Raw genomic sequence first — 13,666 nt, forward strand, 5'->3', positions numbered from 1 at the left:
TGGTGGTGGTGCCGGCGTCAGACCTTGGCGACCGGGTCGGTGGCCTCGGCCCACAGGGCCTGCTCGGCCTTGCCCTCGGAGATCTTCTTGCGGGCCACGATGGCGCCGGCGGCGGCGATCGCGACCAGGAGGATCTTCTTCATGCTGACTCCCTTGTGCTGCGGTGTCCCCGGCCCGGGCCGGGGCGCCCTCGGAGGGGCTCCACGGGCGATGAGAGATCCCGCGTGAGTGGGCCTAACAGGACTTGAACCTGTGACCTCTTCCTTATCAGGGAAGCGCTCTAACCGTCTGAGCTATAGGCCCTCATGGCGACTGCCAGCCGCGAACATTACCCCACCGTGAACGGCGCCCACAAAACGGGATCGGTCCCGGACGAGTCCGGCCCGACCACCCGCCGTACGACGGCTCCTCACCGCTGTGTGGAGGGGTGACCTGTCGGCGGTCGGATGTCCCCCGGACCGCCCAGGAGCCACCGCTCGGACAGACCATGGCGACCGCTGCGACATGGCCGGTGACCTGTGGGAGATCGGACCTGGGCGCGACCACCCACCAGCCACCGCCCGAGGCCGATCGCCTCCCCGCGGGTGGCCGTGGACCGTCAGGCCGAGCGGATCAGTCCTCGGAGAGCGTGACCTCGATGCCGCCGAGCAGGGCGGCGGCCATGTTGTAGAGGAACGCGCCGAGGGTGGCGATCGCGGTCAGCAGGACCACGTCGACGGCGGCGACGAGCATGGTGAAGCCGAGCACGCGGGAGGTGCCGACGTAGTTCTCGACGTCGAGGTTGGCCGTCTCCGGGCCGCCGATGCTCTCCTGGATCGTCTGGTTGATCGAGTCCCAGACACCGGCGGCACCGAGCACCGACCAGACCATCAGCACCGACACGACCGTGACGATGCCGAAGGCGATGGACAGCAGGAACGCGGTCTTCATCACCGACCACGGGTCGATCCGCGTGAGACGCAGGCGGGCACGACGTGGGGGCTTGGAGCCGGCGGCGGCCTTGGTGGCCTTGGTCCTCGACTCGGGCTCGGCGTTGGCGACGTGCTCGTCGCGTGCCGAGCTGAGCTTGGCCTGGATCCGCTCCGTCAGGGGTGGGCGTACGGCGGTCTCGTCGGCGCCACGGTCGGCTGCCGGCTTGGCCTGCGGCTTGCCGCTCGGCTTGGCGCCGGGCTTGGTCGCAGCCGTCGTCGCACGCTGGGTGGACGGCTGGGCGGAGCGCTCCGTCATCAGCTGTCAGTCTCCCCTGTGTCGTCGGATTCGTCGGTGTCCACCGCGGCGGACTCCTCGATTGTGACATCCGGAGCCTGATCCGACGACTCAGCCGTGACCGGGCTGCCCTCCGGGGCGACGCCCTCGGCCTCGGCCTCCTCGTCGACCTTCGACTCGACCGAGCGGGCCACGACGACCACGGAGTCGCCGGACTTGGGCGACACGAACTTCACGCCCTGGGTCGAGCGACCAGTCGGTCGGAAGTGCTCGTTGATGGGGCTGCGCACGACCTGACCACCCTGGGTGATCGCCAGGACCTCGTCGCCCTCCTCCACGATGAAGGCTCCGACCAGGCCGCCGCGGTCCTCGTTGGCGAGCGCCATCGCGCGCACCCCGAGCCCGCCGCGGTTGGTGGTGCGGTACTCACTGATCCGGCTGCGCTTGGCGAAGCCGCCGTCGGTGATGGTGAAGACGTACTGCACGTTGTCGTCGGACTCCTCCGTCGCGGCCTGGGCCGCGCGGATGACCGACATCGAGAGCACCGAGTCGGCCTCGTTGCGGAACTTCATCCCCGAGACCCCGGACGTGGCGCGCCCCATCGGGCGCAGCTGGGAGTCCTCGGCCCGGAAGCGGATCGCGGAGCCCTTGCGGGAGACCAGCAGGATGTCGTCCTCGGAGCTGACCAGCTCGGCACCGATGAGCTCGTCGTCGTCCTCGCGGAAGTTGATCGCGATGACGCCTGCCTGGCGCGGGCTGTTGTAGTCACCCAGGCGGGTCTTCTTGACCAGCCCGTTGCGGGTGGCGAGCACGAGGTAGGGCGCCTGCTCGTAGTCGCGGATCGCCAGCACCTGCGCGATCGACTCGTCGGGCTGGAAGCTCAGCAGCCCGGCCACGTGACCACCCTTGGCGTCACGCTGCGCCTCGGGCAGGTTGTAGGCCTTGGTGCGGTAGACGCGACCGGCGGTGGTGAAGAACAGCAACCAGTGGTGGTTGGTCGTGGAGATGAAGTGCTCCACGACGTCGTCGCCGCGCAGGGTCGCGCCGCGCACGCCCTTGCCGCCGCGCTTCTGGGTGCGGTACTGGTGGCGCTGCGTCCGCTTGGCGTAGCCGCCGCGGGTGATCGAGACGACCAGCTCCTCGTCGGGGATCAGGTCCTCCATGGAGAGGTCGCCGTCGGCCGCGATGATCTGCGTGCGCCGGTCGTCGCCGTACTTGTCGACGATCTCGCCCAGCTCGTCGATGACGATCTGCCGCTGGCGCTCCTCCTTGGCGAGGATGTCCTCGAGGTCGGCGATGGTGCGCTCGATCTCGGCCAGGTCGTCGATGATCTTCTGGCGCTGCAGCGCGGCCAGGCGGCGCAGCTGCAGGTTGAGGATCGCCATCGCCTGGATCTCGTCGATGTCGAGCAGCTGGATCAGGCCGTCGCGGGCGTCCTCGACCTCGGGCGAGCGACGGATCAGGGCGATGACCTCGTCGAGGGCGTCGAGCGCCTTGACGAGGCCACGCAGCACGTGGGCCTGGCGCTCGGCCTCCGCGAGGCGGAAGCGGGTGCGCCGCTGGATGACCTCGATCTGGTGGGCGACCCAGTTGGAGATGAACTGGTCGATCGACAGCGTGCGCGGCACCCCGTCGACGAGCGCGAGCATGTTGGCGCTGAAGTTGGTCTGGAGCTCGGTGTGCTTGAGCAGGTTGTTGAGCACGACGCGGGCGACGGCGTCGCGCTTGAGCACGACGACGAGGCGCTGGCCGGTGCGACCCGAGGAGTCGTCGCGCACGTCGGAGATGCCCTGGACCTTGCCGGAGTCGGCGAGCTCGGCGATCTTGAGCGCGAGGTTGTCGGGGTTGACCATGTAGGGAAGCTCGGTGATCGAGAGGATCGTGCGCCCGCGGGCGTCCTCGTCGACCTCGATGACCGCGCGCTGGGTGATCGAGCCGCGACCGGTGCGGTAGGCCTGCTCGATGCCCTCGTGGCCGACGATCATCGCGCCGTTGGGGAAGTCGGGGCCCTTGACCCGCTCGAGCAGCGCGTCGAGCAGCTCCTCGCGGGTGGCGTCGGGGTGCTCGAGGGCCCAACGGGCGCCGGCGGCGATCTCGCGCAGGTTGTGCGGCGGGATGTTGGTGGCCATGCCGACCGCGATGCCGGCCGAGCCGTTGACCAGCAGGTTGGGGTAGCGGGCCGGGAGGACCACCGGCTCCTGCGAGCGACCGTCGTAGTTGGGCTGGAAGTCGACGGTGTCCTCGGTGATGTCGCGGACCATCTCGAGGGCCAGCGGAGCCATCCGGCACTCGGTGTAACGCATGGCGGCGGCGGAGTCGTTGCCCGGCGAGCCGAAGTTGCCCTGGCCGTTGACCAGCGGCGCGCGCATCACCCAGGGCTGCGCGAGGCGGACCAGGGTGTCGTAGATCGCGGTGTCGCCGTGGGGGTGGTACTGACCCATGACGTCACCGACGACGCGGCTGCACTTGGAGAAACCGCGGTCGGGGCGGTAGCCGCCGTCGTACATCGCGTAGAGCACACGGCGGTGCACCGGCTTGAGACCGTCGCGTACGTCGGGCAGCGCGCGGCCGACGATGACGGCCATCGCGTAGTCGATGTAGGCACGCTGCATGGAGGTCTGCAGCTCGATCGGCTCGATGCGGCCGCCGGGGCCGGGGCCCTCGGGGGGAGTCGTCGTGCCGCCGGTGGGGGTCTCAGTCACGTGTCTTCGTCTCTCTGGTCGGTTCTACTCGAGTCTAGGAATGGTGCTAGAGACCTAGATATCGAGGAATCGAACGTCCTTGGCGTTGCGCTGGATGAAGGAACGGCGCTGCTCGACGTCCTCGCCCATGAGGATCGAGAAGATCTCGTCGGCCTGGGCTGCGTCGTCGAGGGTCACCTGGAGCATCAGGCGCTGCTCGGGGTTCATCGTGGTCTCCCACAGCTCCTCGGCGTTCATCTCACCGAGGCCCTTGTAGCGCTGGACGGCGTTCTCCTTGGGGAGCTTGCGTCCCTGGGCGAGGCCGTCCTTCATCATCAGGTCGCGCTCGGCGTCGGAGTAGACGAACTCGTGCTCGGCCGGCTTGTTCCACCGGAGCCGGTAGAGCGGGGGCTGGGCCATGTAGACGAAGCCGTGCTCGATGAGCGGCTTCATGAAGCGGAACAGCAGGGTGAGCAGCAGGGTGTTGATGTGGTGGCCGTCGACGTCGGCATCGGCCATCAGCACGACCTTGTGGTAGCGCAGCTTCTCGAGGCTGAACTCCTCGTGGATGCCGGTGCCGAGCGCGGAGATGATGGCCTGGACCTCGGTGTTGGCCAGCACCTTGTCGATGCGGGCCTTCTCGACGTTGAGGATCTTGCCGCGGATCGGCAGGATCGCCTGGACCCGAGGGTCGCGGCCCTGCCGGGCCGAGCCACCGGCCGAGTCGCCCTCGACGATGAAGACCTCGCACTCGGCGGGGTTGGTCGACTGACAGTCCGACAGCTTGCCGGGCAGGCCGCCACCCCCGAGCAGGCCCTTGCGCGAGCGCGCGAGGTCGCGCGCCTTGCGGGCCGCGATGCGGGCCGAGGCCGCCGCCTGGGACTTGCGCACGATGTCGCGGCCCTCGGCGGGGTTCTGCTCGAGCCAGGCGCCGAGCTGGTCGTTGACCAGGCGCTGCACGAAGCCCTTGGCCTCGGTGTTGCCGAGCTTGGTCTTGGTCTGGCCCTCGAACTGCGGCTCGCCGAGCTTGATCGAGATGATCGCGGTGAGGCCCTCGCGGATGTCGTCGCCCGACACGCGGTCCTCGCGCTTCTTGATCAGGCCCCACTCCTCGCCCCAGTGGTTGACCAGGGAGGTGAGCGCCGAGCGGAAGCCCTCCTCGTGGGTGCCGCCCTCGTGGGTGTTGATCGTGTTGGCGAAGGTGTGGACCGACTCGGTGAACGAGGTGTTCCACTGCATCGCGACCTCGAGGCTCATGTGGTTCTCGACGGACGCGGGGGTCTCGGCCTCGAACGAGATGACCGTCGGGTTGGCCTTGTCCTTGCGGCGGTTGAGGTGCTCGACGTAGTCGACCAGGCCGCGGTCGTACTTGAAGACCTGGACCAGCCCGCCGCCCTCGGCCTTCCTCATGGCGTCGTGGCCGGCGGAGTCGACGTCGGCCTCGACGGTGCCGTCGTGGACCGCGTCGACGAGGTCGTCGGCCGCGGGGCGCTCGTCGTGCACGACGATCTCGAGGCCCTTGTTGAGGAAGGCCATCTCGCGGATCCGGTTGCTGATCGTCTCGAGCGTGTAGCTCGTCGTCTCGAAGATCTCGGGGGAGGCGTAGTAGGTGATGGTCGTGCCGGTGCGCTCGCCGGGCTCCATCGCCCGCACCTGCTCCAGGGGACCGTCGGGCACGCCGATGCTGAAGGTCTGGCGCCACTCGTGGCCGCGGTTGCGGACCTCGGCGATCACCTTCGTGGAGAGCGCGTTGACGACCGAGATCCCGACGCCGTGCAGACCACCGGAGACCTTGTAGCCGCCGCCGCCGAACTTGCCGCCCGCGTGGAGCATCGTGAGCGCCATCGTGAGCGCCGGCATCTCCTGGCCGGGAGCGGTGTCGGTGGGGATGCCGCGACCGTTGTCCTCGACGCGGATGCCGCCGTCGGCCATCAGGGTCAGCACGATCCGGTCGCAGTGACCGGCCAGCGACTCGTCGACGGAGTTGTCGACGACCTCCCAGATCAGGTGGTGCAGGCCGCGCTCGCCGGTGGAGCCGATGTACATGCCGGGGCGCTTGCGGACCGCCTCGAGACCCTCGAGGACCTGGATCGCCGAGGCGTCGTAGTCGCCGCTGACGTTGGAGTACTGAGGTGCGTCGGGATCGACGGTGACGTCGGCAGGTGCCTGCCGGGAGACCTCGTCGGGAGCGGCGTTCTCGTCGGACACGCAAGGACCTCTTCACACGTTGAGTTGACACACATGAGGTCGCTCGACCTGGGGTGACCCAGTCACGGCGACCAATGCCCATGATAGCCCTTAAACGGCCGTCCTCCACGTATGGCGCCCAGCAGATGGGGGATCTGTGGACGAAATATGGCCCTGAGCGTCCCTTAGCGGCCGTTCCGAGCCCCTCGCAGGGGTCCCGACAGGTCCCCATACGTCGACGCGGCCCGCAGATCGTCTGAGCGGACCGCTGGGGCTCAGCCGTAGGTGTCGCGGGGACCGCGTCCGTCGCGGGTCGTGCGCCGGCCCTTCTTCCAGCTCGGCAGGTGCGGGCCCTGGACGTCGATGACGACGACCGTGCCGGGCCCGAGCTCCTCGTTGAGGCGCCGCACGACGGTCGGCGCGAGGAGCGTGAGCTGCGTCGCCCAGGCGGTGGAGTCGGTGCGGACGACGAGCCTGCCGTCGGTGAAGCTCTCCGGCGAGCAGTGCGCCGCGACCTCGTCGCCGACCAGCTCGGCCCAGCGGGCGAAGACCCCGCGCATGCGCAGGTCCAGCTCCCACCCACGCTCCCCGATCAGCCGCGCCATCGTGGAGTCGAGCAGCTGCGGGTCGCGGTCGTCGGGGTGCGAGCCGCTGACCCGGTTGCCGGTCACCGACCGTCGCTCACCGGTGAACGGGCGGCGGCGCTTGGCGCGTGAGGTGGACCCGGCCGCGGCGCGGGTCAGCGCGCGAGCCAGGTCGAGGCCGTCGTCGGCGTGCGGCTCGGCGGGCAGTGCTGGGTCTGTGGCTGCGTCGACGGCGTCGGTCGGCTCAGCCTCCTCGTCAGGCACGCGTCACCTCCCCTCCTGCCACGGCGTAGCGGACCCCGGCAAGCACCTCCGGAACGTCGGCGGCGACCGCGGCCGTGACCAGCACCTGCTCGGCGCCGGCGACCAGCTCGGCGAGCTGCGCGCGTCGTTCGGTGTCGAGCTCGGCGAAGACGTCGTCCAGGATCAGGATCGGGTCGTCGCCGTCGGAGCGCAACAGGTCGTAGGACGCCAGCCGCAGGGCGAGCGCGAACGACCAGGACTCGCCGTGCGACGCGTAGCCCTTGACCGGCAGCCGCAGCCCCCCGGCCTCCGGGGCGGCACCCAGGGTGAGGAGCAGCTCGTCGCGGTGCGGGCCGACCAGGGAGACGCCCCGGTCGAGCTCGTCGCCTCGCCGACGCTCCAGCTCCACGTGGAACGCCTCGGCGAGCGCGCCGGGGTCGTGGTCGCCCAGCTCGAAGGAGGGTCGGTAGTCGATCACCGCATCCTCCCGCGAGGCACCGCGCGCGACGGTGGCATAGGCCTTGCCGACGTACGGCGCCAACGCCTCGACCAGCGACAGCCGCTGGCTCAGCAGCTCGCTGCCGGCCTGGACGAGGTGGGAGTCCCAGGCGCTGAGCGTGGAGAGCGCGGACTCCTGGCTCGAGGAGCCGCGCCGCGCGGCACCGGCGGTCTTGAGCAGCGAGTTGCGCTGGCGCAGGATCCGGTCGTAGTCCGCGCGCACCCCCGCCAGGCGCGGGGTGCGCAGGACGAGCAGGTCGTCGAGGAACTTGCGGCGGTCCGACGGGTCGCCCTTGACCAGGGTGAGGTCCTCGGGGGAGAAGACGACGGTGCGCACCAGGCCGACCAGGTCACGCGACTTGGCCAGCGGCGACTTGTTGACCCGTGCCCGGTTGGCCTTGCCGGGGTTGAGCTCGACCTCGAGCACGGCCGTGCGCCCGTCACGGACGACCGCGGCGCGCACGATCGCCTGGTCGCAGCCGGCCTTGACCAGGGGTGCGTCGGTCGCGACCCGGTGGGAGGCGAGCCGCGAGAGGTAGTCGATCGCCTCGACGAGGTTGGTCTTGCCCTGGCCGTTGCGACCGATGAACGCCGTCACGCCGGCCTCGAGCGGGACGTCGGCGCTCGCGTAGGAGCGGAAGTTGTGCAGCGTCAGGTGGGAGACGTACAACGCGGCCCGTGCCTAGCCGGGGTTGGCGTCGCCGCCGGGCGGCGGGGGAGTGTGCACGGCGTGACCGCCGAACTGGTTGCGCATCGCGGCGACCGCCTTCATCGCCGGGCTGTCGTCCTGGCGCGACTGGAACCGCGCGAAGAGCGAGGCGGCGATGACGTTCATCGGCACCGCGTTGTCGATCGCGGCCTCGACGGTCCAGCGGCCCTCGCCCGAGTCGTCGGCGTAGCCGCGGATCCTGTCGAGATGGGTGTCCTCCTCGATGGCGGTGACCAGGAGGTCGAGCAGCCACGAGCGGATGACGGTGCCCTCGCGCCACGAGGCGAAGACCTCCGGCACGTGGTCGACGACGTCGACGGTCTCGAGCAGCTCCCAGCCCTCGGCGTAGGCCTGCATGACGGCGTACTCGATGCCGTTGTGGACCATCTTGGAGAAGTGGCCGGCACCCGGCTGCTGACCGGCGTGCACGAAGCCGGACTCACCCTCGGGACGCAGCGCGTCGAAGGCCGGTTGGACCTTGGCCACGTCCTCGGTGGAGCCGCCGCACATCAGCGCGTAGCCGTTCTGCAGGCCCCACACACCGCCGGAGACCCCGCAGTCGACGAAGCCGATGCCCTTGGCGGCCAGCAGGTCGGCGTGGATCTTGTCGTCGGTCCAACGCGAGTTGCCCCCGTCGACGACCAGGTCGCCCTCGACGAGCAGGTCGGCGAGCGCCGTGATCGTGTCGTGGGTCGGACCACCGGCCGGCACCATCACCCAGACCACCTTGGGGGAGGGGAGCTGATCGACCAGCGCCTCGAGGCTCACCGCGTCGGAGACGTCGGGGTTGCGGTCGTAGCCGATGACGGTCACGCCGCCGTTGCGCATCCGGGTGCGCATGTTGCCGCCCATCTTGCCGAGTCCGACGAGTCCGATGTGCATGCGGGTCCTCCGGGGATGCGGGGCTGCGGCGACAGGGTGGCCGTGACGACTGAGCGCGGGTGGCGTGTGCTGCGGGTGGGTCCTAGGACAGCAGGCGGCGGGGCATGAGGAGGTAGCGGAAGCCACTGTCCTCGGCGCCGTCGGTGACCGCGCCGCTGAGCACGACCGGCTTGGAGGCCTGGGTGAAAGCCATCTCGACGACCGGCTCGTCGATGGCCTGGAGACCGTCGAGGAGGAACTGCGGGTTGAAGCCGGTGGTGATGTCCTCGCCCTCGATCTGCGCCTCGATCGACTCCGAGGCCTGGGCCTCGTCGCCCGAGCCGGCATCGAGGGTGAGCACCCCGTCGCTGAAGGCGAGCTGCACCGCGGTGTTGCGCTCGGCCACGAGGGAGACGCGCTTGACCGACTCGATCAGCGCGGCCTTGTCGACCTTGGCGACGGTGAGCTTGTCGGCGGGGAACAGGCTGCGGACCTTGGGGAACTCGCCGTCCAGGAGCCGCGTCGTCGTACGACGCAGTCCGCCGGGTGCGTTGCCCTCGAAGCCGATGATGCCCTCGCCGGAGCCGCTGGCGGAGAGCGCGATCGTGACCTCGCTGCCGGCGGTCAGCGACTTGGCCGTGTCACCGAGGACCTTGGCGGGGACGAGCGCGGCGAGCGACTCGTCGGGCGACATGGGGTCCCAGCCGAGCTCGCGGTGCGAGAGGCGGAAGCGATCGGTGGCCAGGAGCGAGATCGTCGAGCCGTCGATCTCGAGGCGCACGCCGGTGAGGACCGGGAGCATGTCGTCGCGGCCGGCGGCGGTCACCGCCTGGGCGACGGCGTGGGAGAACACGTCGCTCTGGACGGTGCCGGTGGCGGTGGGCATCTGCGGGATCGTGGGGTAGTCCTCGACCGGCATCGTCTGCAACGTGAACCGCGCCGAGCCGCAGGTCAGCGTGACGCGCGAGCCGTCGATCGCCATCTCGACCGGCTTGCTCGGCAGGCTCTTGCAGATGTCGGCGAGGAGGCGGCCGCTGACCAGCGCCCGACCCTCGTCGGCGACGTCGGCCTTGAGGGTGGCGCGCGCCGACGTCTCGTAGTCGAACGTCGAGAGCACCAGGCCGTCATCGGTCGCGTCGATGAGGAGTCCGGCCAGGACCGGGGCGCTGGGTCGGACCGGAAGGCTGCGGGCAGCCCAGGCGACGGCGTCGGCGAGCGCGTCGCGATCGACACGAAACTTCACGGGGGATCCTTCGGATGGGCGACGAGGTGCGGCGAGAGCACAGGAGTTCTTGGGATGCGCATCCTGCCACGCCCGACCGACCGGCACGAGTCATCCCCAGGCAGGGGCCCAGCAGGATGTTCACGGAGGATCGATCCACGTAGAGGTCCGTAGTTGTCATAGCGTCGGTGGAAACTGTGGAGAAGGTGGGTAAGCGCAGGTCAACGCGGCGATTCGAGGTGCACAGGGGCTGTGGAGTACGGCGGGACAAGTCGCCGGCGGTGTGGATGGGGTCTCGGCCGTCCGGAGGGCCGCGTCGTCCATCCACAGCTCCTCCCCGTGTAGTTCGGACGTCGAACCACACGTTGTGCACAGGTCACGGAGCGCTCGGTGGTCGAGCGGCGGGCCGGCTGGAGCCGTCCTGACCCGGGTCGATCACACGATCAGGACTGGCGTGCCTGGAGCTTGACCCGGTTGGTGAGCTCGCTGACCTGGTTGAAGACAGCGCGCCGCTCGGCCAGCAACTGGTTGATCTTGCGGTCGGCGTACATCACCGTGGTGTGGTCGCGGTTGCCGAACTGCGCCCCGATCTTGGGCAGGGACAGGGCGGTCAGCTCGCGGCACAGGTACATCGCGATCTGACGAGCCATCACCAGATGACGACCGCGGCTCGGGCCCGTGAGCTCCTCGATGGAGAGACCGAAGTAGGCAGCGGTCTGAGCGATGATCAGCGGCGCGGTGATCTCGGGCTCACCGCCCTCGGGGATCAGGTCCTTCAGGACGATCTCGGCCAGGGTCATGTCGACCTCCTGCCGGTTGAGGTTGGCGAAGGCCGTGACCCGGATCAACGCACCTTCGAGCTCGCGGATGTTGGTCTGGATCTTGGAGGCGATGAACTCCAGCACGTCCGGCGGCGCCGTGAGCCGGTCCATCGCCGCCTTCTTGCGCAGGATGGCGATGCGGGTCTCGAGGTCAGGGGGCTGGACATCGGTGATCAGGCCCCACTCGAAGCGGTTGCGCAGCCGGTCCTCGAGCGCCTCGAGGCGCTTGGGGGCACGGTCGGAGGTCAGCACGATCTGCTTGTTGGCGTTGTGCAGCGTGTTGAACGTGTGGAAGAACTCCTCCTGGGTCTGCGTCTTGCCCTCCAGGAACTGGATGTCGTCGATGAGCAGCACGTCGACGTCGCGGTAGCGCCGCTTGAAGCGGTCCTGACGGTCGTCGCGGATCGCGTTGATGAACTCGTTGGTGAACTCCTCGCTCGACACGTAGCGCACCTTGGCGCCGGTGTAGAGGCTCCGGACGTAGTGCCCGATGGCGTGCAGGAGGTGGGTCTTGCCCAGCCCGGAGTCGCCGTAGACCAGCAGGGGGTTGTAGGCCTTCCCGGGCGCCTCGGCCACCGCGACAGCGGCAGCGTGCGGGAAGCGGTTGGAGCTGCCGATGACGAAGGTCTCGAAGGTGTACTTCGGGTTGAGCCGCGTCTCCAGGGCGCTGCCCTTGGGCTGCTCGGTGGCCTCGGGCGCGAAGGTCGGTGACGGCGACGGAGCAACGACCGGGGCAATTGTCGACATGTCGATGTCTCGACTAGTCGACGTGTCGTGATGGTGATCGGGTGCCATCTGACCCTCATCGAGGCTGGCGTCGACCGTGACGGCGATGCGGATCTCGCGCGCGAAGCTCTCCGTGAGCGCGTCCTCGAGCTGGCCGCGCAGCCGGCCCTCCAGCTGGACCCGGGTGAAGTCGTTGGGCACCGCGATGATCGCGGTGTTCTCGTGGAGGGTCACCGGCTTGCTCGCGCGCAGCCAGGCCCGCTGGTTGGGCTGGAGGTCGTTGACGACCTGCCGCCATGCCTGGTCGAGGTCGGACATCATCTGCTCCACGGATCCCGCCGCCTTCCTGTCGGGCTGTGCCCGAGTGCTGTGCCCCACCTCACCTGCGAGGTGCTGTCTCCACAAGTTTGTCCACAGGTTGTGAACCCGACTCCGTTCCTGTGGAGAGAGTCGGCCCGACCACGACCGGAACCCTGGCATCGACCGAGTCTGCCCAGGTCAGACACCCTTTTGAGCCCCGTGTGAGCGGGGTCACAGGGCCTCGGGGACCGTGGAGAACCGCGGCTGCGGGGGCACCTCGGTAGCCCGAACCTAACCCGCCGCGGCGAGCAGCGGCAAGCCGTCATCCACAGGCTTGGACACCCGGTGTCCACGCCCTGGCGCCTGGGCGCGCGCACGGGTTTGACCCTGCGGAACGCCCACGCGTACCGTTAGCCGGTCGCCCGGTGTCGACAGGTGCCGCATGTCCACGGGAAAGTCACTCTCCGTGGGTGGGCGGTGCCAGCCGAACTGTCTCATCAAGAGCGAGGCCAGGCATCCCGATCTGCCGGCGTGACCCTTCCCGAACCAACCGAAAGAGACAAGCTCGTGAGCAAGCGTACGTACCAGCCGAACAACCGTCGTCGCCACAAGGTGCACGGGTTCCGCCTGCGCATGCGCACCCGCGCCGGTCGCGCCATCCTCTCGGAGCGCCGCCGCAAGGGCCGCAAGAGCCTGGCCGTCTGAGGGTTGCGTCCTCCGGCCGTGCTGGCCTGACGCGACTCCTGTCCCCGTGCTGCCCGCGGCCCATCGGTTGACCGACGCGGCGTCGTACCGTGCCGCATCGCGCGCGGGCAGACGCTCGGGGTCGCCCACGCTGGTGGTGCACCTCGCCCCCGGCGAGGACGGTGACCTCAGGGTCGGCTTCGTCGTCAGCAAGGCCGTCGGCAACGCCGTCGTCCGCAATCGTGTGAAGCGCCGCCTGCGTCACCTGGTCCGGGACCGACTCACGTCGCTCCCGGGCTCCGGCGCGCTCGTGGTGCGCGCCCTGCCGGCTGCCGCGGGGTCCGGCAGCGCGGAACTCGCCGTCGACCTGGACCGTTGTCTCCAACGAGTCCTGGAGGCGCCTCGATGAAGTACGTCCTGATCGGACTGCTGCGTCTCTACCGCGCCGTGATCAGCCCGCTCTACGGGCAGGTGTGCCGCTACCACCCCTCCTGCTCGGCCTACGCCCTCGACGCCGTGCGCGAGCACGGCAGCCTGCGGGGCAGCTGGCTCGCCGTACGCCGGCTCGGCCGCTGTCACCCATGGGCGTCCGGCGGCTACGACCCCGTGCCACCCCGCCTCGCGGCGGGGTCCTCGTCCTCTACGCCACACCAAGGAGCCTGATCCGTGGGATTCATCGGCGATATCGGCAGCTTCATCATGACGCCGCTCTACTACATCATCTCGGCGATCCTGATCGGCTTCCACAAGCTCTTCAGCACCTTCCTCGACCCGGCCGGCGGGCTGGCGTGGGCGCTGTCGATCATCGGCCTCACCGTGGTCATCCGCACGGCTCTGATCCCGCTGTTCGTCAAGCAGATCAAGTCCAGCCGCAACATGCAGCTGATCCAGCCCAAGGTCAAGGAGCTGCAGAAGAAGTACGGCCACGACCGGGAGCGTCTCGC

General features: G+C 69.4%; 13 protein-coding genes and 1 tRNA gene. 4 read left to right on the top strand and 10 right to left on the bottom strand.

Going from position 1 to position 13,666, the window contains the following annotated elements; all coding sequences use genetic code 11:
• Nucleotides 1-17: 17 nt before the first annotated feature.
• The 10 genes from RMN98_RS10730 to dnaA all read right to left on the bottom strand — a co-directional run bounded on the left by RMN98_RS10730 (nt 18) and on the right by dnaA (nt 12,059).
• The gene (locus RMN98_RS10730) at nt 18-143 is read right to left on the bottom strand and encodes a DLW-39 family protein (protein WP_309648808.1); all 126 of its coding nucleotides are present in this window, start codon (nt 141-143) and stop codon (nt 18-20) included.
• Between the two features lie 86 nt (nt 144-229).
• A tRNA-Ile gene (locus RMN98_RS10735) sits at nt 230-303 on the bottom strand.
• 309 nt (nt 304-612) lie between these two features.
• A complete protein-coding gene (locus RMN98_RS10740; RefSeq protein WP_309648809.1) occupies nt 613-1,227 on the bottom strand; it encodes a DUF3566 domain-containing protein in 615 nt (204 codons plus the stop codon).
• Nucleotides 1,227-3,908, bottom strand: a complete 2,682-nt coding sequence (gene gyrA / locus RMN98_RS10745) for a DNA gyrase subunit A (protein WP_309648810.1) — start codon at nt 3,906-3,908, stop codon at nt 1,227-1,229. Before gyrA ends, RMN98_RS10740 begins: the two co-directional genes overlap by 1 nt.
• A gap of 54 nt (nt 3,909-3,962) precedes the next feature.
• On the bottom strand, nt 3,963-6,095 hold the full coding sequence (gene gyrB / locus RMN98_RS10750; RefSeq protein WP_309648811.1) for a DNA topoisomerase (ATP-hydrolyzing) subunit B: 2,133 nt from the start codon (nt 6,093-6,095) through the stop codon (nt 3,963-3,965).
• Between the two features lie 254 nt (nt 6,096-6,349).
• The gene (locus tag RMN98_RS10755; RefSeq protein WP_309648812.1) at nt 6,350-6,922 is read right to left on the bottom strand and encodes a DciA family protein; all 573 of its coding nucleotides are present in this window, start codon (nt 6,920-6,922) and stop codon (nt 6,350-6,352) included.
• A complete protein-coding gene (gene recF / locus RMN98_RS10760; RefSeq protein WP_309648813.1) occupies nt 6,915-8,069 on the bottom strand; it encodes a DNA replication/repair protein RecF in 1,155 nt (384 codons plus the stop codon). The genes RMN98_RS10755 and recF overlap by 8 nt, the downstream gene beginning before the upstream one ends.
• 12 nt (nt 8,070-8,081) lie before the next feature.
• Nucleotides 8,082-8,990: a phosphogluconate dehydrogenase (NAD(+)-dependent, decarboxylating) gene (gene gnd / locus RMN98_RS10765; RefSeq protein ID WP_309648814.1), complete on the bottom strand. Its 909-nt coding sequence runs from the start codon at nt 8,988-8,990 to the stop codon at nt 8,082-8,084.
• An 82-nt stretch (nt 8,991-9,072) separates the two neighbouring features.
• Nucleotides 9,073-10,212: a DNA polymerase III subunit beta gene (gene dnaN, locus RMN98_RS10770; protein WP_309648815.1), complete on the bottom strand. Its 1,140-nt coding sequence runs from the start codon at nt 10,210-10,212 to the stop codon at nt 9,073-9,075.
• Between the two features lie 422 nt (nt 10,213-10,634).
• The gene (dnaA, locus tag RMN98_RS10775) at nt 10,635-12,059 is read right to left on the bottom strand and encodes a chromosomal replication initiator protein DnaA (protein ID WP_309648819.1); all 1,425 of its coding nucleotides are present in this window, start codon (nt 12,057-12,059) and stop codon (nt 10,635-10,637) included.
• 546 nt (nt 12,060-12,605) lie between these two features.
• On the opposite strand from dnaA, the gene rpmH reads away from it, so the two are divergent.
• The 4 genes from rpmH to RMN98_RS10795 all read left to right on the top strand — a co-directional run.
• The gene (gene rpmH, locus RMN98_RS10780) at nt 12,606-12,743 is read left to right on the top strand and encodes a 50S ribosomal protein L34 (RefSeq protein WP_091112357.1); all 138 of its coding nucleotides are present in this window, start codon (nt 12,606-12,608) and stop codon (nt 12,741-12,743) included.
• Nucleotides 12,744-12,789: 46 nt separating this feature from the next.
• On the top strand, nt 12,790-13,131 hold the full coding sequence (gene rnpA / locus RMN98_RS10785) for a ribonuclease P protein component (protein ID WP_309648816.1): 342 nt from the start codon (nt 12,790-12,792) through the stop codon (nt 13,129-13,131).
• Nucleotides 13,128-13,385, top strand: a complete 258-nt coding sequence (gene yidD / locus RMN98_RS10790; RefSeq protein ID WP_309648817.1) for a membrane protein insertion efficiency factor YidD — start codon at nt 13,128-13,130, stop codon at nt 13,383-13,385. Before rnpA ends, yidD begins: the two co-directional genes overlap by 4 nt.
• A gap of 3 nt (nt 13,386-13,388) precedes the next feature.
• Nucleotides 13,389-13,666: YidC/Oxa1 family membrane protein insertase (locus RMN98_RS10795; RefSeq protein WP_309648818.1), on the top strand; the 278-nt coding region annotated here is incomplete at its 3' end.

The sequence above is a fragment of the Nocardioides sp. genome (assembly GCF_031397825.1).
In the GTDB taxonomy this organism is placed as follows: Bacteria; Actinomycetota; Actinomycetes; order Propionibacteriales; family Nocardioidaceae; genus Nocardioides.